General features: G+C 42.1%; 26 protein-coding genes. 11 read left to right on the top strand and 15 right to left on the bottom strand.

Annotated features, from left to right (window positions below; all coding sequences use genetic code 11):
- Positions 1-23: 23 nt before the first annotated feature.
- Together GVT53_RS11420 and GVT53_RS11415 are read right to left on the bottom strand one after the other, a co-directional pair.
- Positions 24-857, bottom strand: a complete 834-nt coding sequence (locus GVT53_RS11420; RefSeq protein WP_166248748.1) for an ABC transporter permease — start codon at positions 855-857, stop codon at positions 24-26.
- Positions 858-868: 11 nt separating this feature from the next.
- Positions 869-1,765 (bottom strand): ABC transporter ATP-binding protein, encoded by an 897-nt coding sequence (locus GVT53_RS11415; protein WP_166248747.1) that lies wholly within the window; start codon positions 1,763-1,765, stop codon positions 869-871.
- A gap of 77 nt (positions 1,766-1,842) precedes the next feature.
- Here GVT53_RS11415 and GVT53_RS11410 point away from each other — a divergent pair, with 77 nt between their 5' ends.
- On the top strand, positions 1,843-2,919 hold the full coding sequence (locus tag GVT53_RS11410) for a hypothetical protein (RefSeq protein ID WP_166248746.1): 1,077 nt from the start codon (positions 1,843-1,845) through the stop codon (positions 2,917-2,919).
- Here the strand turns inward: GVT53_RS11410 and GVT53_RS11405 are convergent.
- Genes GVT53_RS11405 through GVT53_RS11380 form a run of 6 tightly spaced genes read right to left on the bottom strand, consistent with a single transcriptional unit; the run spans position 2,916 to position 8,386 of the window.
- Positions 2,916-3,974, bottom strand: a complete 1,059-nt coding sequence (locus tag GVT53_RS11405) for a nucleoid-associated protein (protein ID WP_166248745.1) — start codon at positions 3,972-3,974, stop codon at positions 2,916-2,918. The genes GVT53_RS11410 and GVT53_RS11405 overlap by 4 nt on opposite strands.
- A 38-nt stretch (positions 3,975-4,012) precedes the next feature.
- Positions 4,013-4,519, bottom strand: a complete 507-nt coding sequence (locus tag GVT53_RS11400) for a plasmid pRiA4b ORF-3 family protein (RefSeq protein WP_166248744.1) — start codon at positions 4,517-4,519, stop codon at positions 4,013-4,015.
- Positions 4,520-4,562: 43 nt separating this feature from the next.
- Entirely contained in the window at positions 4,563-5,576 is a 1,014-nt protein-coding gene (locus tag GVT53_RS11395) for a COX15/CtaA family protein (RefSeq protein ID WP_166248743.1), read from the bottom strand.
- Complete coding sequence (locus GVT53_RS11390) at positions 5,573-7,003, bottom strand: CCA tRNA nucleotidyltransferase (RefSeq protein ID WP_166248742.1); 1,431 nt, start codon at positions 7,001-7,003, stop codon at positions 5,573-5,575. Before GVT53_RS11390 ends, GVT53_RS11395 begins: the two co-directional genes overlap by 4 nt.
- A gap of 2 nt (positions 7,004-7,005) precedes the next feature.
- Positions 7,006-7,566 carry an L-threonylcarbamoyladenylate synthase gene (locus GVT53_RS11385; RefSeq protein WP_166248741.1) on the bottom strand — a complete coding sequence of 187 codons (561 nt, stop codon included), beginning with the start codon at positions 7,564-7,566 and terminating at the stop codon, positions 7,006-7,008.
- Positions 7,567-7,570: 4 nt separating this feature from the next.
- Positions 7,571-8,386, bottom strand: coding sequence for a zinc-binding alcohol dehydrogenase (locus tag GVT53_RS11380; protein WP_166248740.1), 816 nt, complete (start codon positions 8,384-8,386; stop codon positions 7,571-7,573).
- A gap of 66 nt (positions 8,387-8,452) precedes the next feature.
- On the opposite strand from GVT53_RS11380, the gene GVT53_RS11375 reads away from it, so the two are divergent.
- Positions 8,453-9,286: a glycosyltransferase family 2 protein gene (locus tag GVT53_RS11375; RefSeq protein ID WP_166248739.1), complete on the top strand. Its 834-nt coding sequence runs from the start codon at positions 8,453-8,455 to the stop codon at positions 9,284-9,286.
- Here the strand turns inward: GVT53_RS11375 and GVT53_RS11370 are convergent.
- Together GVT53_RS11370 and glf are read right to left on the bottom strand one after the other, a co-directional pair.
- Positions 9,268-10,071 (bottom strand): glycosyltransferase family 2 protein, encoded by an 804-nt coding sequence (locus GVT53_RS11370; RefSeq protein WP_166248738.1) that lies wholly within the window; start codon positions 10,069-10,071, stop codon positions 9,268-9,270. The two genes, GVT53_RS11375 and GVT53_RS11370, sit on opposite strands and share 19 nt — an antisense overlap.
- A gap of 191 nt (positions 10,072-10,262) precedes the next feature.
- The gene (glf, locus tag GVT53_RS11365; RefSeq protein ID WP_166248737.1) at positions 10,263-11,381 is read right to left on the bottom strand and encodes a UDP-galactopyranose mutase; all 1,119 of its coding nucleotides are present in this window, start codon (positions 11,379-11,381) and stop codon (positions 10,263-10,265) included.
- Between the two features lie 93 nt (positions 11,382-11,474).
- On the opposite strand from glf, the gene GVT53_RS11360 reads away from it, so the two are divergent.
- Complete coding sequence (locus GVT53_RS11360) at positions 11,475-12,518, top strand: glycosyltransferase (protein ID WP_166248736.1); 1,044 nt, start codon at positions 11,475-11,477, stop codon at positions 12,516-12,518.
- 3 nt (positions 12,519-12,521) lie between these two features.
- Here the strand turns inward: GVT53_RS11360 and GVT53_RS11355 are convergent, their stop codons facing one another.
- Entirely contained in the window at positions 12,522-13,337 is an 816-nt protein-coding gene (locus tag GVT53_RS11355) for a 2,3,4,5-tetrahydropyridine-2,6-dicarboxylate N-succinyltransferase (protein ID WP_166248735.1), read from the bottom strand.
- A gap of 99 nt (positions 13,338-13,436) precedes the next feature.
- Between GVT53_RS11355 and ruvX the strand changes: the two genes are divergently transcribed.
- From ruvX to GVT53_RS11340, 3 genes are read left to right on the top strand one after another with little or no spacing between them, the layout of a single operon-like run.
- Positions 13,437-13,847 (top strand): Holliday junction resolvase RuvX, encoded by a 411-nt coding sequence (gene ruvX, locus GVT53_RS11350; protein WP_166248734.1) that lies wholly within the window; start codon positions 13,437-13,439, stop codon positions 13,845-13,847.
- Between the two features lie 3 nt (positions 13,848-13,850).
- The gene (gene def, locus GVT53_RS11345; protein WP_166248733.1) at positions 13,851-14,441 is read left to right on the top strand and encodes a peptide deformylase; all 591 of its coding nucleotides are present in this window, start codon (positions 13,851-13,853) and stop codon (positions 14,439-14,441) included.
- Between the two features lie 55 nt (positions 14,442-14,496).
- Positions 14,497-14,940: a DUF5606 family protein gene (locus tag GVT53_RS11340; RefSeq protein ID WP_166248732.1), complete on the top strand. Its 444-nt coding sequence runs from the start codon at positions 14,497-14,499 to the stop codon at positions 14,938-14,940.
- Between the two features lie 3 nt (positions 14,941-14,943).
- Here the strand turns inward: GVT53_RS11340 and GVT53_RS11335 are convergent, their stop codons facing one another.
- Positions 14,944-16,479: a beta-N-acetylhexosaminidase gene (locus GVT53_RS11335; RefSeq protein ID WP_166250475.1), complete on the bottom strand. Its 1,536-nt coding sequence runs from the start codon at positions 16,477-16,479 to the stop codon at positions 14,944-14,946.
- 54 nt (positions 16,480-16,533) lie between these two features.
- Entirely contained in the window at positions 16,534-17,178 is a 645-nt protein-coding gene (locus tag GVT53_RS11330; protein WP_166248731.1) for a GDSL-type esterase/lipase family protein, read from the bottom strand.
- 338 nt (positions 17,179-17,516) lie between these two features.
- Between GVT53_RS11330 and mazG the strand changes: the two genes are divergently transcribed.
- From mazG to GVT53_RS11305, 5 genes are all read left to right on the top strand, one after another.
- Positions 17,517-18,290 (top strand): nucleoside triphosphate pyrophosphohydrolase, encoded by a 774-nt coding sequence (gene mazG / locus GVT53_RS11325; protein WP_166248730.1) that lies wholly within the window; start codon positions 17,517-17,519, stop codon positions 18,288-18,290.
- Between the two features lie 82 nt (positions 18,291-18,372).
- Complete coding sequence (locus GVT53_RS11320) at positions 18,373-19,740, top strand: MATE family efflux transporter (RefSeq protein WP_166248729.1); 1,368 nt, start codon at positions 18,373-18,375, stop codon at positions 19,738-19,740.
- Between the two features lie 306 nt (positions 19,741-20,046).
- Positions 20,047-20,274 (top strand): hypothetical protein, encoded by a 228-nt coding sequence (locus tag GVT53_RS11315; protein WP_166248728.1) that lies wholly within the window; start codon positions 20,047-20,049, stop codon positions 20,272-20,274.
- Positions 20,274-20,843 (top strand): phosphatase PAP2 family protein, encoded by a 570-nt coding sequence (locus GVT53_RS11310; RefSeq protein ID WP_166248727.1) that lies wholly within the window; start codon positions 20,274-20,276, stop codon positions 20,841-20,843. Before GVT53_RS11315 ends, GVT53_RS11310 begins: the two co-directional genes overlap by 1 nt.
- On the top strand, positions 20,840-22,498 hold the full coding sequence (locus GVT53_RS11305; RefSeq protein WP_166248726.1) for an ArnT family glycosyltransferase: 1,659 nt from the start codon (positions 20,840-20,842) through the stop codon (positions 22,496-22,498). The genes GVT53_RS11310 and GVT53_RS11305 overlap by 4 nt, the downstream gene beginning before the upstream one ends.
- Here GVT53_RS11305 and GVT53_RS11300 read toward each other — a convergent pair.
- Positions 22,495-23,367, bottom strand: coding sequence for a lysylphosphatidylglycerol synthase transmembrane domain-containing protein (locus GVT53_RS11300; RefSeq protein WP_166248725.1), 873 nt, complete (start codon positions 23,365-23,367; stop codon positions 22,495-22,497). The two genes, GVT53_RS11305 and GVT53_RS11300, sit on opposite strands and share 4 nt — an antisense overlap.
- The gene (locus GVT53_RS11295) at positions 23,348-24,310 is read right to left on the bottom strand and encodes a glycosyltransferase family 2 protein (protein WP_166248724.1); all 963 of its coding nucleotides are present in this window, start codon (positions 24,308-24,310) and stop codon (positions 23,348-23,350) included. The genes GVT53_RS11300 and GVT53_RS11295 overlap by 20 nt, the downstream gene beginning before the upstream one ends.
- Positions 24,311-24,318: the final 8 nt, after the last annotated feature.

Below are 24,318 nucleotides of genomic sequence, written 5' to 3'. Positions count from 1 at the left end.
TTGGATATTCTTACCTCTTGATACTACAAATCACGTTTCTTCAATAATGCGTAGGATAAATAGATGAAAATAGCGCTCCATGCCATGACAATAAAGAACTCGTACCAATACACATGGTAGTCAAACTTCATGTCCTCACCGATTTGTTGTCCAATATTTTGAACGGCCGAAAGTCTGGTGAAAGGTTCTTTGATCAAATTGGACATCGATTCCAACGGAAAGAAGCGTTTTACCGCTTTCGCAGCTTCCCAGCTCATCACCTTCCATCCCAATAAACCAAATACCACTTGCTCAAATATGGTCCATAAAATCAGGAAACCAAGTGCAAAGGCCGAACGTTTGACCAAAATCCCCAAGAAAAGGCAAAAGGAGAAGAAACCGACCAACTTAAGGAAGAAAGCTGGTAAAAACTCCAAATCAGAGAATATAATGGACATTTCGTTATAATCCGAATAGGCCAGGCCAAGAATCATGGAGACCACAAAAACAAATAGGGTGGATATCAAGGCAAAGCTTATCACGGTAAGGACTTTGGAAAGGATAAACTCTTTTTTCGACAATCCATCTATCAAGTTTTGTTTGATGGTCTTGTTGCTATATTCATTGGACATCATGGATACGATGACTATGGCCAAAAACAGCTTAAAAAGTGCCGTAACAAAGGTGTTGAAGTGCCAAATGTACGGGAAGTTGAATATGCCTTGGTCGGCCAAGTGAAACTCTACCGGGCCAATATCAAATTTTATGGCGGCGATAAGCGCGATGGAAGTAAGCAGTACAAAATAGGAGATGATCAGTACCTTGCTGGCCCTATTGTTCCAAAGTTTTATAAATTCTATTTGTAGGAGACGTAACATTCGTTCTTTGATTATTGGTTCTTGGTCAAGGTTAAAAATTGTTCTTCGAGGCTTTCTTTTCGCTTCACAAGGTGAGAAAGTGTGATACCTTTTTCAAACAGCATTTTGTTCAAACTCTCGGCGTCCATTTCCTCTTTTAAATAAGCGGTAAGGGTACCATTGAAGTTTTCGATTTTGCCGAAACTGGCACTTTTTTTCAATAGGGTTTGCAATTGGCCCAAGTCGTTGGACCTCAATTCAAAAAAGCCATGACTGGCCAACATACTGTCCACCGGTCCTGAATATAAATTTTCCCCTTTTCTAAGAATGATGACGTGCGAACATACCTTTTCCACCTCGTCCAATAGGTGGGAGGCCAATAAAATAGTGGTGCCTTGATTTGCAATGGTCTTGATAATTTCCCTAATTTGATGGATGCCCTGAGGGTCCAGACCATTGGTGGGCTCGTCCAAAATCAATATTTCAGGGTCGTTGAGCAGGGCAGAGGCAATGGCCATGCGTTGTTTCATCCCCAACGAATACGTCTTGAACTTACTGTTGCGACGGTCCCACAGCCCGACCAACTCCAGTTTTTCCTGAATTTTGGTTTCCGGTACATTTTTTATTTTGCAAACCAGTCTTAAATTCTGGATGGCGTTCATGTACGGATAAAAATTGGGGCGTTCAATAATGGCGCCGACCTTTTTTAAGGCGTCGTGGGTGGATGTGGTGCCATCAAACCAACTAAACTCCCCTGAAGTTCTATTTACAACATTTAAAATAATGCCCAAAGTGGTCGATTTGCCGCTCCCATTGGGCCCCAAGATGCCGTAAACGTTTCCTTTTTCAATGGTAAAGGATAGGTCGTTGACAGCGGTGAGGTAGCCGAATTTTTTGGTAAGATGGCTTACGGTAAGTATTGTTTCCAAAAGATGCTATCGTTTTTTGAATGGTTTATACTAACTTGACGAGGTATATTACAATTTGTTACAAATAATCGAATACAATGTCGGAAGAAAAGTTGATGTCGAAAAAGAAACCTGCTTATCCCATAAGCAAGGAACTTGATGAATATTTGAAATATTACAACCGAAAAATAGAGATTCCCATCCATTATGATGACCTTCTCCGGTTCTCGGGAAGTGTTGCCGTGTACGATGCGAACGATGAGGATACCCTATGGGTACGGGTTTTTTACCCCGAGTTTGATCGGGATGAAATAGATTTGGCGTTAAAACGGGTCTATTCCAATTTTGTTTCCGATGGTAGCGATAAGATTTTCCAATATTTGAACGTGGACTATGTGGATTATTGCACTTTCGGGAACTCTAAACCCTTTAGGATCAAGGTGCGGAACATTCTGAACGACAACTACACCTTGTTCTATGTAAAAAAAACAGATGCTTCCCGTGTGTACGGATTGGAGTTGGAGCATATGTTGTCACCGTACAATCTCAATTTTGTCATTTATCAAAATACATTGATCGAGGAGCACATTGTGGGTATTCCCGGAGATGTGTTCTTCAAAAAAAACCTGCCCGAATGCTCGGAGTTCGACAAGGCACAGATTGCCAAGGAATTTGTAAAGTTCAACGAGCGCTGCATGATTCGGTTATTGGGCGATATGCGCTCGTACAACTACGTTATTGTGCCAACGCACGATTTTGACAGTGTAAATTATAAGATCAGGGCCATAGATTTTGATCAACAATGTTACGAAGGGAAAATCAAGGTGTACCGCCCACAATTTTTTAAGGAGAACAAAGTAATGGTGGATTTGGTTCAGAGCAAGTTGACGGTGGATTCGGTGAACCAATACATTGTGGAGGAACGTTCCATAATCGCAAAACGGATTTTAAGTTGGGGCCGCAGGCTAAAGCGACTTTTGGATGTGTGCGAAGTTGATACCATTGCTCCGCCAGAAAACACCGAAATTTTAAAAACACAGTTATTGGAATTAACCGGGGATATCAATTTTCGGGATAGCAAAACCATGGGCGAAGTGTTGATACATGCCCTGGATTTTGTGAAGCGTAACTACGAAGACGTAAGTATGCGACAGATTATAGAAAAAAAATTCTAGCTCTTTTGCTCTTTGTTGAAATACACTAGATAGTAGTACATCTGGCGCTCCTCGTCCCAACCTTTTTCCACAAATTTTTCTGCGGATTCAGGGTTGATGAAATCCATTTTTATCTGGATGTTGGTGTCCAGATTGATGACATTCTTGATTTTTTTACGGGCATCGCTCACTGCCTTGTTCGCAATATCAAAATTGGAAACGTCCTCGATGCTGTATTTAGGCCCTTTTTCAACTTTATAATGTTTGAACTCAGGAATCAACTCGGGGTTTTCCATAACCTCGTTCAAAAATGAGGTCTCTTCAAAATTGTCGTTTTTGGCAAAATGGTTCACCGCACGGTTCATGAACATTACCTCTTGCTGTTTGTCCTCGGCGGGCAAAACCACATCCTTGGCAAAGTTCTGACAGAATTTGAGGTAATTCTTAGTGTAGAAGTTATCATCCGTCAAGGGCAGCACGCCCAAAAAGTTTTCCAGCCAGTATTTGGCATCGTAGCGGTTGCTGTCCACAGAAAGGATTTTGAACCCTTCTTCCTTGTTGATGTTAAAAACGATACACCCCTTGTCGAGCTTATTGATATTGATGCCTTGACGAATCAAAATCTCCAAATTGTGCTCATTTTCTTCAAATTGAAGAAAATCGTGCTTCAATTCACTTTTAAAAACACCTACGGCATCCGTTTTTTGGTTGTCGATGACCATATCCGAAAAATGCACCACATAAACCTCTCCGCTTTTGATGTGAGGGTGGTTGGATTGCTCATACAGATGGGTGGTTATTTTTTTGGATAACCTATGGTTGTCGGACGGATTATCAAAAATTCCAGAAACCGCCGTGAAAACCTCATTGAATTCCAAATCCACTTCGTGTCCGAACTTATAGTAGTTTTCCTCTTTTTCCCTAAAAGGCTTAAAGAAATATTCTTTTAAAAGTCCCGACATTTCATCGTTGAGCGAAAAGGGCTCTGCGGATAAAAAGGCAGACTCATTTTTACTTTTGTTGCCAACACGGTGAAGCGAAATACTTTCAATTTGGGCGTTATATAGGTTTAGCATATTAGGTGTTAATGGTTAAAACTTGGTCAAGCACTCGGTTAATTCCAGTTTTCATCAAAGTCCATGTCGTCATAACTGTCCAAAAGGTCGTCATAATCTCCATCTTGTTCATCATTGGGCTCGGCTTCGAACTTTTTTTCTGGCGGGGCGTCCGGCAGTTCACCAAAGGTGAACAATACATTCGGATAAATTCTCCCATCCTCTTTTTCAACAATGTCCGCCAGTTCCACAAAAAAGGTCCACATGCTAAAAAAATCATAGACATAAATCAACTTCGGATTATTTTCGGTGATCACATCCCCCAAAGTGGTTTCGTTCATCAACCGTATATCGGAACCGTTCTCGCTCATATCAAAAAGGGCGATTTCCTCATCTTGGTTCCATTCCTCGTCACACGTATAAAAGGAGGCCATTTCACTCCCCTCAAAACCAAAAGCTTGGGTTATGGCATTGTGGAAATCCTCCAAATTACTTTGGTCCTCAATTTCGATATCGCGAAAGATATCTTCCTCAGCATCAAGTATTATCCTGATTTTATAAATCATCCATCAAATTTTAGAGTGGGCACAAAGGTACAATAAATAGACCTTATTTGGAGAACCTGTGCAAGGTAAAAGTCATGGCGGCCAAAAGGAAAAATGCGCCAATTTGATGCGCAATTCCCAGCCAAAGTGGCACGGCGTAAATCAATGTGAGCACTCCCAGCACAAATTGTATAAAAACCAGGGCCAATAAGGTTTGTAATCCTTTTTCCTGAAGCGGCGTTCGCTGAATCTTACGGGTTCTGAACCAAATCAAGGCTATTATGCCAACTACAATGTATGCCAAGTATCGATGCACAAACTGTACACCGCTCTTTCCTTCATAAAAGTTTTTGATAACGGGCTGCTGCTCAATATAGACCGTTTCGTGGATCAGTTTGCCATCGCTCATCAGGGGCCAATGGTTGTGAATGAATCCTGCATCCAAACCGGCAACAAAAGCGCCCCAGATAATTTGAAGCAACAAAAGCACGAGTCCAACCCTGATCAAATTCCGGATTTTTAGGTTGATTTCTTTTTTATAGGGATAAATAAGGTCCAGGGCCACCCATAAACTATAGGCAAAGGTGAGAAAAGCCGTGGTCAAATGTGCGGCCAATCTAAAATGAGACACATCGGGACGGTCCACAAGCCCGCTCTTGACCATATACCAACCCAGAAAACCTTGGAACCCGCCCATAAAGAGCAAAACCAAGCATTTTTTTACCGTTGGCTTCTCCAATTTTTTTGTGAACAAAAAATAGAGGAACGGAATGATGAATACCACACCGATAAACCTTCCAATGACCCTGTGCAACCACTCCCAGAAATAGATGTCCTTAAATTCCTCGATTCCGAAATGGTTGTTGAGTTTTTGATATTCCGGATATTGCTTGTAGAGCTCAAAGGCTTCTTGCCATTCTTGCTCGTTCATGGGAGGAATGGTGCCCTGTATCAATTTATAGTCCGAAATGGAGAGCCCGGAATGGGTAAGGCGTGTAATGCCACCTACCAAGACCATCACAAAAATTAGAAAACACCCAGTGAGCAACCAATACACTACATATTTGTTCTTTTTCATTCAGAATGGACTTTTAGATTCATTTTTTTGCCTTTTTCCAGCATAAACTGGTAGGCAGCCTCATATTCGTTGGGTATTTCCCCTTCCAAAATGGCTTCTTTAATGGCGTCCTTGATGATACCGATTTCCTTGGAAGGTTTCAGGTTGAAGGTCTTCATGATCTCTTCACCGGAAACAGGGGGCTGAAAATTACGGATATGGTCCCGTTCTTCGACCTCCACTATTTTTTGACGAACTATTTTAAAGTTGTTCTTGTATTTTTTCTGTTTGTGCGGGTTTTTGGTCGTGATGTCGGCTTCGCACAAGGTCATAAGGTCATCCACAAAATCCCCTGCATCAAAAACCAAACGCCTTACCGCAGAATCGGTTACGTGATCTTCGGACAAAATGATGGGCCGTGAGCTCATCAATACCATTTTTTGGACGAATTTCATTTTCTCGTTCAAAGGCAACCGCAACCTCTTGAAGAGTTTGTACACCATTTTAGCCCCCACAAATTCGTGGGCGTGAAACGTCCAACCAATTTTTTTATGGAATTTTTTGGTAGGTGCCTTGCCAATATCGTGAAGCAATGCGGCCCAGCGCAACCAAAGATTGTCCGTGGTTTCGGAAATATTGTCCACGACCTCCAAGGTGTGCCAAAAATTATCTTTGTGGCGCTGCCCTTCTATTTCCTCTATACCTTGTAAGGCGGTAAGTTCTGGCAATATTAAAGGCAGTAGTTCAGTTTTGTGCATCAATGAGAATCCCAAGGATGGTTTGGAACTCATCAAAATTTTGTTCAGCTCGTCCACAATACGCTCCTTGGAAACAATTTTGATACGGTCCTTGTGCTCCGTAATGGCCTGAAGCGATTTAAGTTCAATATTAAAATGCAATTGCGTGGCGAATCGGATGGCGCGCATCATGCGCAATGGGTCATCGGAATAAGTAATTCCAGGTTCCAACGGTGTACGGATGATTTTTTTGTCCAAATCGGCCAAACCATCAAACGGGTCCAAAAGTTTGCCAAAGTTCGATTGGTTAAGCGCCAGGGCCATGGCGTTTATGGTGAAATCGCGGCGGTTTTGGTCGTCTTCCAAAGTGCCATCTTCCACAATGGGTTTTCGGCTATCTCGATTGTAACTTTCTTTACGGGCACCTACAAACTCAAGCTCCAAATCTTTGTGCTTGATCATGGCGGTTCCAAAGTTCTTGAATACGGAGATTTCTGGTTTGCCCTTAAGTTTGGAGGCTACTTTTTTGGCAAGTGCTATTCCGCTTCCAACGGCGACCACATCAATATCTTTTGGCGTATTTCTTTTTAAAAAATAATCGCGAACAAAACCACCGATAACGTAGGAGTCCACGCCCAGTTCGTCTGAAGCTTCGCCGATAAGTTTAAAAATAGGATGTTGTATTGCCGCTGTATGGAATTCCTTCGCCATTGTTATTCCCGAATAACCTTCACCTGTCCGTCGTTGCTCAATTTAATGATAGAGGAGGGGGAAGGGTTTATATTTTCATCGGGCAAATTTACCACATAGTCCACTCCTTTTAAAATTTCTTCAGCAATATCCTTGAATTGTTTTGGGGTGGGATTGCCCGAAATGTTGGCGGATGTGGATACAATGGGTTTTCTGAATTTATTGATGAGGTATTGGCAGAATTTATCGGAAGCGACACGAATGGCCAAAGTGTTGTCTTCTGCGATTAGATTACTGGCGACACCCATTGGTTCATCAAATACTATTGTCGTCGGTTTGGTTGCCAGGTCCATGATATCGTAGGCGACTTCGGGCACTTCTTTTACATGGCGCTCCAACATGGCCTGATTGGACACCAAACAGATGAGCGCCTTGGTATCTTCACGCTTTTTAAGGGCATACACTTTTTTTACGGCTTCTGGGTTTGTTGCGTCACAGCCGATCCCCCAGACCGTATCGGTAGGGTAGAGGATGAGCCCGCCTTCTTGCAGCACTTTATTGCAATTGTTGATTTCTTCGATCAATGTTCTAGAATTTTAGTTGAAAATGGTCAGTCAAAGCCTGCCATTGTACTCTATTTTTATCCATACCAATATTTCCTTTTTTTAGTGAAACTTTTTGTGATCCCCAAATGGGTATGGGCTCTTTTTCACTGTTATAGGCTTGTATGGATTGTGTTCCTTTTAACAGCCCCATCATTTTGAACCATAGATCGTCCGCATTGGGAGCAAGTTTTAGGAACAGGTCTTGTTCGAACACCTTTTGGTCCATTGCATTGGGTGGATATAAGGTTCCGCCGGCACCAATGGGTAAGGTAAGTTTAGGATTTTTACACCCAGATGGGTTGAAATTCCATTGTTTGTAAGGCAATAATTCACCTGATTTACTATAGGTTATGCACCGGGTTTGGTTTGCAATGATTTTATCAGGGTTTTTTTGATGGGCTTCATAAAGGTTTGATAACCAGTTTTTACGATACATCATATCATCATCGCAAGTAACAATGATTTTTTTTGGATACATTTTTAGGGGTTCCACCAATTTTCTATGCGAACTGAAGTAGTCGGTAAATTCAATTGAAAACAATTCTCCCACCAGATTATTCAGTTTTTTGGGAATATTGGTTTTTAAATCGCGGTGTAACCAAAGCACAATTTTTTCGGGCAGTAGATCTTGATTCAATAAACTCCGGATAGTTAGATGAACAATATGCAGCCGTGAAGGAATCGATGCCAGTGAAATTATAACCGGTACCTGTTTTTTATTGGATATAAGCTTTTCTTGGGATTGCCGAGTTAAGTTGGCTTGATGAAAAAGTGAAACAGGAATTTCCTTGACCTTCATTCTAAGAGTTTAGAATCACAAAATTAAGCATATGAGATAACATTTAATATTTCTATTTTTGCCCAGATGAACCAAAACGGAACAGAGTCACCGAAAATATCAGTAATCGTGAGCACTTATAATGCCGAAGAATGGCTTAAAAAGGTGCTGTGGGGATTCAATTGCCAGATTTTCAAGGACTTTGAAGTGGTTGTGGCCGATGATGGTTCTGGTCCCAAGACCAAAGAATTATTGGAAGAAATGTCCAATAAAGTTTTTTACAGCATTGTCCATGTGTGGCAAGAGGACGATGGTTTCCAGAAATCGAGAATCCTGAACAAAGCGGTTGAGGCCTGTAGTGCGGATTACATCATCATGACAGATGGGGATTGTATCCCTCGGGAGGACTTTGTAGAGGTACACTATATCAACAAGGAGCAAGGTTATTTTATTTCGGGCGGGTATTATATGCTTCCGATGAACATCTCCAAGTTGATAACCTTGAAAGATATAGAGGAACAGAATTGTTTTAATATCCACTGGCTTAAGGAAAAGGGCATCCCAAAGACTTTTAAGAACAACAAGCTTACGGCAAGTGGAATAATCTCTAAGCTATTGAACACGGTAACGCCGACCAATGCCAGTTGGAACGGTCACAATTCTTCCGGTTGGAAAAAGGATATTTTAAACGTAAACGGTTTTGATGAACGCATGCAGTATGGCGGACAGGACCGTGAGTTGGGAGAGCGCTTGTTCAATTTTGGAATAAAATCCAAACAATTGCGGTACAGTGCGGTCTGTGTGCATTTGGACCACAAACGTGGATACAAAACGCCTGAATCCATTGCAAAAAATCAAGCTATACGTAAGGAGACTAGGTCAAACAAAATGGTGTGGACACACTATGGCATCACTAAATAGTAGGCCAGCTCGTTCTTTTTTTCCAGTCTTTTTAGCTCTCTGAACCTTTCCAGAACACCAAGGGCGTTCAAGTAGCAGATGGTCCACCCTTTTTTGCCATCCAAAATTCCCAAACGAAGGATATAATGGTTGAAGAATTTCCAAACGGGCTTTACCGTCATCAGCACATAATTAAAATGCTTTTCCTTGTAAAAATCTTCTTTGGCCTTTAATTGACCATATTTGAGCATTTTTCCTTTATAGTCTTCGTAGTCTTTATAGCAAAAATGAGTCAATTTCTCTTTAAGGATTCCGGAGGTGCCGTCCACGACCAAGGTTTCATGTACAATTTTTTGATCCGTAAAATGAGCTTTGCTCTTTCGGAATAGTCTATAATTTTTGTCGGTTTGCCAACCACTGAAGTTCAAAGTCTCGTTTTGGAACATAAACTTTCGGTAGAACCAATAGGCCTCATGGGCATTTGGGTTGTTTATCGTTTCAACGATTTCCCTTTGAAGACTTTCTGTAACCACTTCATCGGCATCCAAGAACAAGATCCAATCGTTGGAGGCTTGTTTAAGGGTGAACGACTTTTGAGCGGTAAAGTTTTCAAAGGGATTTTGAATCACCCGCACTTTTGGGTGGCTCAAAAGATACTCGTAGGTGCCGTCGGTACTGTAGGAATCAACGACCAATATTTCGTCAGCAAAAGAAACGGAGTCAATACATTTTTCAATGTAGCCCATCTCGTTGTAGGTGATCACAAGTGCTGAGATTTTTTGCTTTGGGGTGCGCAAGTCAGCCATAATTTATTGGTGTAGTGTTTACTATTTACAAATCTATAACAAAAAAGTAGCGTAAAAATTGCTTCAACGTTTCTTTTTCTTACAAAACAATCAACGCTTAAATTTCCCTACTTGTTTTGTGTTAAAACTCTAATTCGGGCCTTTTCATTTATTCTTTAGACGGAAATGTGGGAAAAGAGTTGCGTATCGACTTAGGATTTTTCGTTAAATAGTTTTCTTGTATCGCTCAGTGCCGCACCAATAACCTGATGCATATCATAATACTTGTATTCGGCCAGTCTTCCTCCAAAAATCGTGGGTTCATTTTTTGCCATTTCCTGATAGGCTTTAAAAATTTCATTGTTCTTGGTATCGTTAATGGGATAGTAGGGTTCTTTTTCAGGTGAGGCTTCCAATGGGTACTCTTTTGTGATGACGGTAGACTTTTGCCTGCCAAATTCAAAATGTTTGTGCTCTATGATCCTGGTAAACGGAATTTTGGCTTCGGTATAGTTTACAACTGCATTGCCTTGATAGTTTGATTGTGCTAAGATTTCATGTTTAAAATCCAAGCTTCGATATTCTAGTTTACCATGGCAATAATCGAAGTATTCATCGATTTTTCCTGTGAAAACTATTTGTTTCGCCAAACCGGTCAAGGCTGCTTTTTCTTTAAAGAAGTCAATATTTGTTCTACACTCTATACCTTTTAACAATCCTTCGGTAAGTTTGTTGTAGCCACCAATAGGTATGCCTTGGTAGGTGTCGTTAAAATAGTTGTTATCGTAAGTGAACCTTAATGGCAATCTTTTGATGATAAATGCCGGAAGCTCGGTGGCTTTGCGCCCCCATTGTTTTTCGGTATATCCCTTGATCAATTTTTTGTAAATATCGTCCCCGACCAGTGACAGTGCCTGTTCTTCAAGGTTGGTAGGTGTTATGTTACGGTATTTGCTTGTCTGCTCATCAAGAACTGCCATGGCCTCATCCGGTGTCTTGGTGCCCCACAGTTGGTAAAAAGTGTTCATATTGAACGGCAGGTTGTAAAGTTTGCCCTCAAAATTGGCCAAGGGTGAGTTGGTGTATCGGTTGAAGGGAACGAAGCTATTTACGTAATCCCAGATGGTCTTATCGTTGGTGTGAAAAATATGTGCGCCATACTTATGTACATTTATCCCTTCGATGTCTTCGCAATAGGTATTTCCGCCAAGATGGTTTCGCTTGTCGATTACCAGACAATTTTTGCCATGTTTGGTCGCCTCGTGGGCGAAAACGGCACCATATAGCCCTGCGCCGACAATTAAAAAATCATACTTGGGACTACTTTTCATAAGGTCAGTGTTTTAGAAGTTTTAGCAAATGGTTGGGTGCAATTTATGGATTAGCTGCTTAAAAAGAATATTTTTGGAACATAAACACATACCATGCAACATACCGACCTGTTCTATATTTCCCGAAACTATAAGTTTTCCAAAAATGCAGCTTCCAAGCCCAAAATGGATTGCGAGAGCGTGTTGTCTCAAATAGGATTCAAAAACTTGGGTTTCAAGCAAAGCAACCATCCTAGTTCGGCCATTGGAGCTATCATCAGCTTTTTGGGCATAACCAAAGGTTTGATTTTACTGCCGTTTTCGTCGACCCTTTGTATGCAATATCCCCTCAGCAAGTTTTATACCTACAAAGTGGCACTGGCCAAGCTCAAGCGGTGTAAAATCATATTAATTGTACATGACGTAAAAACCTTGATGGGCAAAAACAAGGATGTAAAAAAGGAGATGAAACGTTTTAACAAGGCAGATGTTCTTATACTTCACAACGAGGTGATGATGAAATGGTTTGCCGAAAATGGGTATAAAGGGAAAATGGTACCGCTGTATCTGTTCGATTATTTATTGGCTTCCGGTCAGAGTTTGCCCAAAATGCAGGATAGCGTTGAAAAAAATGTGGTTTTTGCTGGTGGTTTGGGAATGGAAAAAAGTGCCTTTCTTTACAAGGCGGATGAGTTGAAGCAAAAGGATTTTACCCTAAAACTCTACGGAAACGGGTATCAAAAGGAAAAAGTGGGAGCTAACTCCGTTTTGGACTATCAAGGTGTTTTTGCTCCGGACGAGGTATTGGATAAGATGAAAGGAAATTTTGGCTTGGTGTGGAACGGGAACGCCATCAAGGAATGTGATGGCGATTTTGGCAAATACATCCAGTACAACAATCCACATAAAACCTCCCTGTACTTGTTGGCGGGATTGCCCGTAATCGTTTGGGACAAGGCTGCAGTTGCCAAATTAATAGAAGAAGAGCAGATTGGGTTTGCTATTTCATCTTTGGATGAACTGTCCGAAAAACTGAATAATATCGATGCCGAGACTTATTCCAAAATGGTCTCCAATGTGGATGCGATTAGGCATAAAATCACAAACGGCCACTTTTTAAAAGCGGCCGTTGAAAATGCTTTGGAACAGTTGAAATAATCGCTACACCGCAACATTGTGCTCACGTAGCGCATTGTTCAAAGATGTCTTTTTATCTGTACTTTCCTTCCTTTTACCAATGATCAAGGCACAGGGCACTTGATACTCGCCCGCAGGGAACTTTTTGGTATAACTTCCAGGGATCACCACTGACCGAGCTGGCACGCGACCTTTCAACTCAACGGGTTCATCACCTGTAACATCAATAATTTTGGTAGAGGCGGTCAAAACTACATTTGCGCCCAAAACGGCTTCTTTTTCTACTCGCACACCTTCCACCACAATACATCTGGAGCCGATAAAGGCATTGTCCTCGATAATCACGGGAGCTGCTTGCAACGGCTCCAATACGCCGCCAATTCCTACGCCACCGCTCAAATGGACATTTTTGCCGATTTGTGCACAACTGCCCACCGTGGCCCAAGTGTCCACCATCGTTCCTTCATCTACATAGGCACCGATGTTCACATAACTCGGCATCAAAATCGTGCCTTTGGAAATATAGGCCCCGTGTCTGGCAACCGCATGGGGAACCACGCGAACACCTTTCTCCTTGTAGCCTTTTTTCAATGGAATTTTATCGTGATATTCAAAAATGCCGGCTTCCAGCACCTCCATTTTTTGGATGGGGAAGTAAAGCACGACCCCCTTTTTTACCCACTCATTTATCTGCCAGCCATCTTCCGTCGGTTCCGCACATCGCAGGTCTCCTGAATCAATAAGCTTTACGACTTCGCGTATGGCGTCTTGAGTTTTTTCGTCTTCCAGCAACGCTCTATTGTCCCACGCTTTTTCAATAAGCGTTCTTAATTCTGTCATTTTCTTAAAGTTTTTACAAAGATAAGCCCCATGGCAGAATTATGGCCGGCATTTTTAAGCGCATAACATTTTTAAGGTTATTTTTGCCAAAAAATTATTTTGGCTAGAATTTTGGCTTTGGATTTTGGAAAGGTGCGGACCGGAATAGCGATTACCGATGAACTTCAGTTGATCGCTTCTGGGTTGACCACCATCGAGACCAAAGACTTGTTGTCCTTTTTGGAAGAATACATCCAAAAGGAATCCGTGGAACGTTTTGTTGTGGGGCTGCCCAAGCAAATGGATAACACCGCTTCCGAGTCAGAGGAACTTATCCAAGATTTTTTGAAAAAGCTGAAGGCCAAGTTTCCTTCCATGCCCGTAGAGCGCCAAGATGAGCGGTTCACCTCCAAAATGGCATTTCAATCCATGTTGGACAGCGGGATGAAAAAGAAAAAAAGAAGGGACAAGGCCCTAGTCGACGAAATAAGTGCCACGCTCATATTGCAGGCCTACTTAAACAGATTTTGATTTATGATTTTACCGATAGTAGCCTACGGAGACCCCGTTTTGCGAAAAAAGGCAAAGGATATCACATCCGAATATCCAAAACTTGACGAGTTGATTACCAATATGTGGGAGACCATGTACAATGCCCACGGTGTTGGACTGGCCGCACCGCAGGTGGGACTTCCCATACGAATATTTATGGTGGACACTACTCCTTTTGCTGACGATGACGAGTTGACCGAAGCCGAGCAGAAACAGCTCGATGGATTCAAAAAAGTGTTCATCAATGCCACGATTGAAGAGGAAAACGGCAAGGAGTGGGATTTTAACGAAGGTTGTTTGAGCATTCCCGATATTCGTGAAGATGTAAAGCGCAAGCCCGAAATCACCATCAACTATTTGGATGAGGATTTCAAGGAGCATACTGAAACCTTTGACGGCCTCTTGGCCCGTGTGATCCAACACGAATATGATCATATTGAAGGTGTTTTGTTCACCGATAAGCTTTCAACCCTCAAGAAACGATTGTTGAAAAGCCGATTGGAAAAGATTTCAAAAGGAAAAATAACAGTGGACTACCGAATGAGGTTTCCCAATATCAAAAAAGGACGTTAAAAAAATCGCAGTTTGCGATAAAAACATATTTTTGCGCCCATAAATCACTATTTGAATGGCATTAGACAAGATTTTATCTATTGGAGGTAAACCAGGACTTTACAAATTATTGACCCAAACCCGAGGTGGCTTTGTTGGCGAATCCCTATTGGATGGCAAACGTGTAACCGTTGGATTAAGAAGCAATGTAAGCGTGTTGTCCGAAATAGCCATTTACACTTTGGAAGAGGAAGTTCCTTTAAAGGAAGTGTTTCAAAAAATAAAGGAAAAAGAAGGGGGCGAGAAAACCTCCATCAGCCATAAAGCTGAAAAAATCGAGTTGGAAGAGTATTTCTTCGAAGTACTGCCCAATTATGATGAGGACCGAGTGTACGCCAGTGACATCAAGAAAATCATACAGTGGTACAACATCCTTCTCGACAACGACATCACTGATTTTGTTGAGGACGAAAAGGATGCTGAAGAATCTACAGTGTCCACCTCCGAAGAGGAAGAATAAACACTATTCTTTTTCCCAATCCACCAATTTAGTTGGGTAGTAGTTGATCTGCTTGGCTTCCAAATAGGGAACCTGTGCGGCCAAGCGCTCTTTGTAGTCTTCCCAATCAAGGTGCTCGCTTGGCGACCATCCCAATTCGGCATATCCAATTAATCGCGGGAAGGCCAAATACTCCAATTCGGAACTGTTGCTAATGGTTTCGGACCAAAGCGGGGCTTCAATCCCCAAAATGCTTTCTTTGGAGAGTCCCTCAACATAAGTTTCAGGGTCCCATTGGTACCCCACATCAACAGGAATGTAACCTGCCCATTTTAACCCATATTCCGAAATAGAATCGTACTTCATGTCCAAATAGGCCTTTTTAGCAGGTGAAACAATAATTTTAGAGCCATTTTCCGCCGCTTTCAAAGCATTTTCAGCGTTGTTCCATAATTGTATCACGGCGTTGGAGGCAATATCGGCCTGTGCGATTTCATCCCAACCGATCATTCTTTTGTTGTGCTTTTGAACCAACTTGCCCACTTTTTCCACAAAAAGAATGTAATCGCTCTTCTTGGTTACATGGCTTTCATCACCCCCAATGTGAAAATAGGGCCCAGGTGTGATAGCGGCGATTTCGCCGATTACGTCATCCAAAAAGCTGTAAACCGTGTCTTTTTTGGCATCAAAAGAACTGTAGCCCACCTTCATGTCGGTACGTACACGTGGGGTCTCCGCTCCGGCATAGTGTAAAAAGGGATAAGATAGCGTAGCGGCATTGGTGTGTCCCGGCATATCAATTTCAGGGATAATGGTAATGTGCCTATCCGCCGCATAGGCCACAATGTCTTGGTATTGTTCTTGGGTATAAAATCCGCCTTCGCCTCCACCAACTTCGCTTGTACTACCCACTTCGGTAAGTTTTGGCCATGATTTGATCTCGATTCGCCATCCCTGATCGTCGGATAAATGCAGGTGCAGCGTATTGAATTTGTAGTATGCCAAGGCATCGATATATTTTTTGACTTCATCTACGGTGAAAAAGTGACGGGCCACGTCCAACATGGAACTGCGGAATTCGAATTTGGGAGCATCTATAATCTTGCCAGAAGGAATCACCCACATGGGACGGTCCGTCAACGTATCGTTGCTGATCTCTGGAATAAGTTGACGAAGCGTCTGTACGCCTCGGAATGCACCTGCGGCAGTTTTGGCGTTCAATAAAATGGAATCCTTTTTAATATATAGTTGATAGGATTCCGGCGTTTCCAAATCCACACTGTCCGATTGGTTAATGTAGATCAACCGCTCCAATTTATCTTCGGATGATGCATTTACGGCAATATCAAGGCCAATTTTCTCTTTGATGCTTTCCGATAAAAATTTCCCCACGTTCTCAAATTGAGGGTCTGTGGTCGAAGTGTAGATAACAGTTCCGGCATCCAGTCCAAAAACACTCCCCGTGGGAATGGTTTTAATGGGTTTGGGAATCAACGGAGCGTTGGCTAGGTCGGTTTTCGGAAAATTGATTTCCTCTTTTTTGGTTTGGCAAGCTGCCATGCAGATAACTGTAACGAACAGCAAAATTGATTTGTAAATCACGTTTGTTTAGTTTTAGTCTATGTAGTCTTTGATCACATCGTACCAGATGTCATAACCTTTATCGTTCATGTGCAGGCCATCTTCAATAAAAATGTCTTGCTTTACTTTTCTGTCATCCAGCATTGGATACCAAACATCCACAAAATCTATCTTCTCGTTTTCCGAGGCCAGTTTGTCCAATTTGCGGTTCAATCTGCGGTACCTTCCCCTGTATTTCCAACGGGCAATACTTGGTTTGGCAGAAATCAACACAATCTCCATGTTAGGGTTTCGCTGTTGAAGAACGCTGAGAATGTATTCCGCCCTCTTCATAATTTGTCGTGGTCTCTTCTTGGCGAAAATATCGTTGTCGCCTTCGTAGATAAAAACCTTTACGGGGTTGTAGTTCAAGATAAGCTCATCCAAAAAAAGCTCAAGGTCGGAAAATTGAGAACCTCCAAACCCTGTATTCAGCACTTGATATTCTGGAAAACGCTCTTGGACATCTTCCCAAAAACGAATACTCGAACTTCCCGTAAAAACAATTGTCGGTTTGGACGAATCCCAAAGGGAATCATTCTTTTGCTGGATTGCCTTTACTTCATTTTGGAAAGGATTATCGGTTTGCCCAATGGCCATTAAAGGCACCATGAGCAACGCCATAAAAAGATGTTTCATTCTAGCACTTTTACCTTAAAATGAGGTTGAAGATAGTGATATTTTCCCTAAGTAGGCTTTGTTGAAAAATACTAAAATACTTTTTATTAACCGTCAGTTCAAGTTTTTCTGAAGGAAAAGTACCTGCTTGCCGGCTGGCAGGTCGAGAACAAGGTTACTTCTCTTATCAATTATTTCTCGATACAATTTTTTTATGGTTTTGACTTTAGTTTATCCTGAGCATAGACGAAGGTCTCAACCAACAAAAACCAATCGAAATGACAAATTTTTCATAAGTAAATTTCGATGATGGAATCTCAACCAACGGGACTTCGTATTTTTGGGGAAAATCCTAAACCATGAACACAAGATCGGAACAGTTGGCCGCTTTTGACCGCCTTTTGACCATAATGGATGAACTCCGAGAGCAATGTCCCTGGGATAGAAAGCAGACGATGCAAACCCTTCGCCACTTGACCATTGAAGAGACCTACGAACTGGGCGACGCCATTCTGGACAATGATTTGGAGGAAGTGAAGAAGGAGCTGGGCGATATTTTACTGCACATTGTTTTTTATGCTAAAATCGGTTCCGAAACCCAAGATTTTGACATTGCCGATGTGGCCAATGGCATCTGCGATAAATTAATCAACAGGCATCCACACATTTATGGCGATGTAAAGGTGGAGAATGAAGAGCAAGTAAAGCAGAACTGGGAAAACATCAAACTAAAAGAAGGGAAAAAAAGTGTCCTCGAAGGGGTTCCCAACGGACTGCCTTCTTTGGTAAAGGCGAACCGGATTCAAGATAAGGTGGCCGGCGTAGGATTTGATTGGGAAAAACCCGAACAGGTTTTTGAAAAGTTGAAAGAGGAGCTGGGCGAGCTTCAAGAAGAAGTGGAAGCCAATGATACCGACAAAATGGAATCTGAATTTGGCGATGTGCTATTTTCCATGGTGAATTACGCCCGTTTTTTGAAAATCAATCCGGAAAATGCACTGGAACGAACCAATAAAAAATTCATCAAGCGTTTTCAATATTTGGAACAAAAAGCAAAAGAGGCAGGGAAATCCATGAGCGATATGACCTTGGCTGAGATGGACGTCTTCTGGGATGAGGCGAAGCAACTTTGAATTTATCGGTAAGCTAACATATGATTTGGAGACAAATGTCCCCAATCTGGCTATATTTGCCATCCTTTTTTAAATATCCGTTGTGTTTCAAAACTACACCAAAGAGTTCGCCTATAACCTTAAATTGTCCTATCCAGTTATTTTGGGGATGTTGGGGCATACGTTTGTGGCCTTTGCAGACAACATTATGGTGGGACAGTTGGGCACGGCGGAATTGGCCGCCGTTTCTTTGGGAAACAGTTTTGTTTTTATCGCAATGTCCCTGGGTATCGGTTTTTCCACCGCGATTACTCCTTTGGTGGCCGAAGCGGATGGCGCAAAAGACGAGGCAGCGGGCAAAAGTGCTTTAAAACACGGTTTGGTGCTTTGTACCATTTTAGGATTGTCCCTTTTTGGACTGATTCAAGTTTCTAAACCTTTGATGCACCATATGGAGCAACCCCCAGAGGTAGTGGAACTCGCTATGCCCTATTTGGACTTGGTGGCATTTTCATTGGTGCCCTTGATCATATTCCAGGCTTTTAAACAGTTTTCGGATGGTTTGTCGCAGACCAAATACCCCATGTACACTACCATTATGGCCAATGTGGTCAATATTACCTTGAACTATCTGCTCATTTTTGGTTCCTTCGGATTTCCCAAAATGGGGATTGTGGGAGCGGCTGTGGGTACCTTGGTATCCCGGGTAATTATGGTTGCCTTTATTTGGTATTTGCTCAAACGAAAAAAGAAGTTTGAATCCTACGTGACCAACTTCAATTTTAAAAAGATTGAGAAAAAAGTGATGCGAAAAATCATTGACCTTGGTTTTCCCTCTGCTTTACAGATGTTTTTTGAGGTGGCCATTTTCACCGCGGCCATTTGGTTGAGCGGGGTGTTGGGAAAAAATGCCCAAGCGGCCAACCAAATTGCATTGAACTTGAGCAGTATGACCTTTATGGTGGGTACGGGCCTCGGTGTGGCGGCCATAGTACGGGTCGGCAACCAAAAAGGACTAAAAAACCACAAAGAGTTGAAGCGTATTGCTGAATCCGTATTTTTCTTGACATTGCTTGTGGAAATCGCATTTGCCGCCATTTTCCTGCTGGGAAGGCATTGGTTCCCCACGATTTATTTGGATGTGGACGATATCGCCAACCAGGCCGATAATAGCGAAGTGATTTTTATTGCAGCCAAATTGTTGCTGGTCGCCGCCTTTTTTCAAATTTCTGATGGATTGCAAGTGGTGGTTTTGGGAGCGTTACGCGGTCTACAGGATGTGAAGATACCTACGCTCATTACTTTTATCGCCTATTGGTTGATTGGTTTTCCCATCAGTTATTATTTGGGACTGCATACCAGTTTTGAAAGCACGGGCATCTGGATTGGATTGTTGTCGGGGCTTACCGCATCGGCGGTAATGTTGTATCTTCGATTCAACTTTTTGACCAAGAAATTGATTGAAGAATAGTTTCGTCACCCTGAGCTTGTCTCAGGTCTCATAATACATTGAAAAATCTATATGAGATGTTGAAACAAGTTGTAGATTATAAATTAAATTCGTCATTTCGAGTGATTTTTGTTGGTTGAACGAAGTCTAAATCAACCAAAATCATATCGAGAAATGGAGTTTTAAGCCAGGCACTGATTCTCGATACAAAATTCCTTTGGAATTTGACTCGAATTGACAGCTTTTGGCGTGGGGGGAAACCTTCAAAATGCACAAGAGGTATTGAATTAAAAAGATTCCAAATTCTGAAATCTAACTATTTGATAAATGGAACTACCTAAATTTTTATTGGCCGACAACACGGATTATCCCGAGGCCATTTTTATCGTCCATACCGAATATCCCAGATTCATCATCAATCTGGAAAATGATGAGGTGGAATGGATGGAAGAATTCTCCAAACAAGACGAAGCCGATTTAATGGAAGAAGCCGAAAGCTTGATTGAGGCCGCCACCGCTTTTTATGATCGGGAAGTCTCCAGATACGACGATTGATGATCGAACAGTTGCTGGAATACGATAAAGAGCTGTTTTTGTTCCTCAACGGATTGGGAACCGAAACCTGGGACGGCTTTTGGATGTTTATGACAACGACCAGAAACTCCGCGCCACTTTATCTGTTGTTGCTGTATTTGTCCTATCGAACCTTTGGTTGGAAAGGAACAGGTATAATTTTGGTGTCCATCGCCTTGCTGATCACCTGCACCGATCAGTTGTCCAACTTTTTTAAGTATGGCATAGGTCGCTTGCGACCCTGTCACGACCCTGAAGTGAGCAGCGCAATGCGCTTGGTAAAGAGCTACTGCGGCGGACAGTTTGGGTATTTTTCCGCCCACGCGGCCAATTCTTTTGGTCCAGCCATTTTCTTTATCGTGTTGTTCAAGAATAAAGTGAAATATATTTCTTGGGTATTGTTGCTTTGGGCGTGCATTGTCGCATACAGCCGAATTTACATCGGTGTGCATTACCCGTTGGATGTGGTTACAGGAGCCTTGGTAGGTTCACTTTTCGGATGGTTGTGGGCCAAGTTGGCTATATTTGCTTTCCAAAAAACAGGGGTATGATCTCAACCGCCAGATATTGGTTTTACATTGGATTGATTGTGTTGGTGTACATCATTGGGATGTTTGTGACCCTGTTGGAAAACGACTCGGCACAATTTGCCGTTATGGCGATGCGAATGGTGCAGGAAAATGATTTTTTGAGCCTGTTCAAAGGCCCCGAAGAGTATCTGGACAAGCCCCATATGCACTACTGGTTGGCCGCACTTTCCTATAAAATCTTCGGCATTCACGATTGGGCGTACCGGATTCCCGGTATTTTGTCCACCTTGCTGGGGGCTTACAGTTGCTACGGTCTAGGAAAATTACTTTACAATAAGGATGTTGGTCGATATGCCTCATTGATTTTTATGACGGCCCAAACCATCGTTTTGGCCAACATCGATGTGCGCACCGATGCCGTTCTTACAGGATTTAGCATTTTTTCCATTTGGCAGTTGGCCACCTATATTGAGAAAAATACGTTGAAAAGCATCATTTTGGGTGCCTTTGGGGCGGGAATCGCCTTTTCCACCAAAGGTCAGATTGCTTTGGTCGTGATTGGGATGGCCATTCTCTGTCATCTGGCCTATACCCGAAAGTGGCAGCAATTACTCAATTGGAGGGTATTGGTGGCGATTTTGGTCTTTGGTTTGACGATATCCCCAATGCTGTATGCCTATTACCATCAGTTTGATTTACACCCTGAAAAAATCATCCGTGGCAAGGATAACCGTAGTGGTATCTTCTTCATTTTCTGGGAGCAGAGTTTTGAACGGATGAGTGGTGAAGGCATCGGTAAGAACAGTAGCGACTTTTTCTTTTTCTTCCACACGTTTTTATGGGTCTTCCTACCGTGGACGGTTCTCGCCCTTATCGGTTATTGGACGAAAATAAAGGCCTTTTGGCAAGCCAAATTTGCATACAAACCTAATTTGGAGTTTTTGACCGTGGGTGGAATTTCAATTTTGTTCCTGCTCATCAGTTTTGCACAGTTTAAACTGCCGCACTATATGAATGTGCTAATGCCTTTGTATGCCATTTTATCCGCTGGGTTTCTATATGTCTTGCATCAACAGCAAAAATTAAAGATGGCCAAGATCATCTTGGGTATCCAATATTTTATATTGGGTCTCGTGGTAATTTTTACGTTATTGGTGAGTTTTTATGTTTTCAAATTAGAGCATTGGTACAGTTATTTGTTTTTGTTGATGGCTCTCGGTTTAGTGGCTTATTTCATTCTAAAAAAGGAAACTGCCTATGCCAAAATTGTAACGGTTGCCATTTTTAGTGCGGTGTTGTTGAACGGATTTATGAATGCTCATTTTTACCCCAAACTGCTCGAATACCAGGGTGGGTCCACAATGGCGAAAAAGGTTCGGGAGAAGAATATTCCCGTGGACAATATTTATAAGATTTCGGAAAAATATTCTTGGTCCTTGGATTTTTACAATAAAAAGCCGGTTCAAATAGTTTCGATACCCGAAATAGCCAAAAAGAATGATGTTTGGGTCTACGCTACGGATGATGAATTAAAACAATTGAAAGACAATGGAATGGTTTGGGACGAGCAAATAACCGTAGACCAATTCCGGATTACCCGATTACAGGTCAAATTCCTGAATCCGAATACACGGGAGGGCAAGTTGAACAAAATGCATTTGGTGCATTTGGACTAGTCCACTGATTCCAGTTTTGGTTTTTTAAAGTGGTAGATCACCCCAAACAGCGAAGTTAGGGCAGTAATTAGAAAGAAAGCGAAGCTAATCCCAATGGATGTGCTTTCGTCCAACCCCAACCATTTTGCACCATATAAAAAAGTAACCTCGCGACTTCCGATACCGCCAATGGTCAATGGAATTACGGAGACAATGGAAGAGACCAAAAATACAAACAGGTATTCAATGGCGTCCAAGCTAACGGACAAAGACTTCAATATAAAAAGTACGCTGACCAACTGCGCCAATTGGACCAAGGCCGAAAACCCCACGGATTTCCAAAAAACGGGTAGGGTAGTGGGGAAAAAGGTCTTGTTTACGAACCAAAACACAAGTACGCTCAACGGAATGGCTGCTACAATCAACCCATAAAAACTTTGGAAAAATTCATTTTTGGACAACAGGGCAAGAACACAAGCATATACAAAAAGCAACAACATCCCGCTTAAACGATCCAATAGCAAACTGGACACCACTTTTTTGGTGCCGGGTTGGTATTCTTTCTGAATCACGTAGCCTTTATAAGCATCACCGCCAATACCTCCAGGCAGGAACAGGTTGTAGAACATTCCCAACAGGTAAAGCTTCAAATTGCTCCATTGTGTGATTTTCGCCCCTATTTGATGGAAATACAAGTTAGTTCGAAAGGCGGATAAAGCTTTGGACAACACAAAAAACAGCAACGCCAAGAGTAAATATAGAGGGTCGCTCTTTTTTAGGGTCTGGAGCACATCCTTCAACTCTATTTTGGTGAAAATAAAGTAAATCAGAACTGCACTAATAATAATTTTTAGGGCAGTGATTAGCTTTTTACGCAGCTTTTCCGTCACCTATGCTGATTTTTTTGATGCGATACGGTCTTTTTTGTTGCGATTCGTAGTAGGTACGAATCAAAAGTTCCATCACGATTCCGATGGTAAACAATTGAATGCCCCCCACAATGAACATCATACCAAATATGAGTAAAGGTCGGGTTCCGATGTCCTGTCCAAATCCAAGTTTCACAATCAATAAGTAAACGTTGATCAAAACCCCAAGGATTACAAGTAGCACCCCAAAGATTCCGAAGAGGTGGATGGGGCGTTGGAAGTATTTTCTAATGAACAGTAACAGCATCATATCGGCCACTACCTTAAAAACCCGTTCCAAACCGTATTTGGAAACCCCAGCGTGTCTGGCGTGATGTTTTACGGGAACCTGTTTTATCTGAGCACCTTCCAAATACGCCAAAAGTGTAATGAAACGGTGCATTTCACCATACAGATTCAGGCTTTTGGCAATGTCCTTGGTGAAAACCTTGAGCGCACAGCCATTGTCCTTGATATCCAATTTGGTTACCCGGCGCACTAGGAAATTGGCGATTTTGGACGGTATTTTTTTGACTTGGGAGTCCTTTCTTTTCTGCCGGATACCGGTAACGAGATCATATTCTTCGGTGATGGCGTATTCCAACATTCCAGGAATATCGGAGGGGTCGTTTTGGAGATCTCCATCCATCGTGATGATATATTCGCCCTCGGCATAATCGATTCCTGCCGCCAAGGCCAAACTCTGGCCGTAGTTCTTTTTCAATTCAATCAAATGGACTCTTTTATCATCCATTTCCTTGACCTTGATGCGCGTTTTATCGGTGGAAAAATCATCCACATATACAATTTGATAGTTGTATCCCTCAAGGCTTTCGTTGATTTTTTGGGTCAAAAGGACCACATTGTCCTCCTCGTTGTACAAAGGAACCACTATGGATAAAAGGGAATCGGTGACAGTGCTCATTCAGTATA

It is taken from the genome of Flagellimonas oceani, assembly GCF_011068285.1.
In the GTDB taxonomy this organism is placed as follows: domain Bacteria; phylum Bacteroidota; class Bacteroidia; order Flavobacteriales; family Flavobacteriaceae; genus Flagellimonas; species Flagellimonas oceani.
This window is presented reverse-complemented; position numbering and strand designations above follow the sequence as displayed.

Coding starts and splice junctions, on each gene's coding strand:
- GVT53_RS11420 (WP_166248748.1), bottom strand. CDS start 857: ATGTTACGTCTCCTACAAATAGAATTTATAAAACTTTGGAACAATAGG.
- GVT53_RS11410 (WP_166248746.1), top strand. CDS start 1,843: ATGTCGGAAGAAAAGTTGATGTCGAAAAAGAAACCTGCTTATCCCATA.
- GVT53_RS11405 (WP_166248745.1), bottom strand. CDS start 3,974: ATGCTAAACCTATATAACGCCCAAATTGAAAGTATTTCGCTTCACCGT.
- GVT53_RS11400 (WP_166248744.1), bottom strand. CDS start 4,519: ATGATTTATAAAATCAGGATAATACTTGATGCTGAGGAAGATATCTTT.
- GVT53_RS11395 (WP_166248743.1), bottom strand. CDS start 5,576: ATGAAAAAGAACAAATATGTAGTGTATTGGTTGCTCACTGGGTGTTTT.
- GVT53_RS11390 (WP_166248742.1), bottom strand. CDS start 7,003: ATGGCGAAGGAATTCCATACAGCGGCAATACAACATCCTATTTTTAAA.
- GVT53_RS11380 (WP_166248740.1), bottom strand. CDS start 8,386: ATGAAGGTCAAGGAAATTCCTGTTTCACTTTTTCATCAAGCCAACTTA.
- GVT53_RS11375 (WP_166248739.1), top strand. CDS start 8,453: ATGAACCAAAACGGAACAGAGTCACCGAAAATATCAGTAATCGTGAGC.
- GVT53_RS11370 (WP_166248738.1), bottom strand. CDS start 10,071: ATGGCTGACTTGCGCACCCCAAAGCAAAAAATCTCAGCACTTGTGATC.
- glf (WP_166248737.1), bottom strand. CDS start 11,381: ATGAAAAGTAGTCCCAAGTATGATTTTTTAATTGTCGGCGCAGGGCTA.
- GVT53_RS11360 (WP_166248736.1), top strand. CDS start 11,475: ATGCAACATACCGACCTGTTCTATATTTCCCGAAACTATAAGTTTTCC.
- GVT53_RS11355 (WP_166248735.1), bottom strand. CDS start 13,337: ATGACAGAATTAAGAACGCTTATTGAAAAAGCGTGGGACAATAGAGCG.
- def (WP_166248733.1), top strand. CDS start 13,851: ATGATTTTACCGATAGTAGCCTACGGAGACCCCGTTTTGCGAAAAAAG.
- GVT53_RS11340 (WP_166248732.1), top strand. CDS start 14,497: ATGGCATTAGACAAGATTTTATCTATTGGAGGTAAACCAGGACTTTAC.
- GVT53_RS11335 (WP_166250475.1), bottom strand. CDS start 16,479: ATGGCAGCTTGCCAAACCAAAAAAGAGGAAATCAATTTTCCGAAAACC.
- GVT53_RS11330 (WP_166248731.1), bottom strand. CDS start 17,178: ATGAAACATCTTTTTATGGCGTTGCTCATGGTGCCTTTAATGGCCATT.
- mazG (WP_166248730.1), top strand. CDS start 17,517: ATGAACACAAGATCGGAACAGTTGGCCGCTTTTGACCGCCTTTTGACC.
- GVT53_RS11315 (WP_166248728.1), top strand. CDS start 20,047: ATGGAACTACCTAAATTTTTATTGGCCGACAACACGGATTATCCCGAG.
- GVT53_RS11310 (WP_166248727.1), top strand. CDS start 20,274: ATGATCGAACAGTTGCTGGAATACGATAAAGAGCTGTTTTTGTTCCTC.
- GVT53_RS11305 (WP_166248726.1), top strand. CDS start 20,840: ATGATCTCAACCGCCAGATATTGGTTTTACATTGGATTGATTGTGTTG.
- GVT53_RS11295 (WP_166248724.1), bottom strand. CDS start 24,310: ATGAGCACTGTCACCGATTCCCTTTTATCCATAGTGGTTCCTTTGTAC.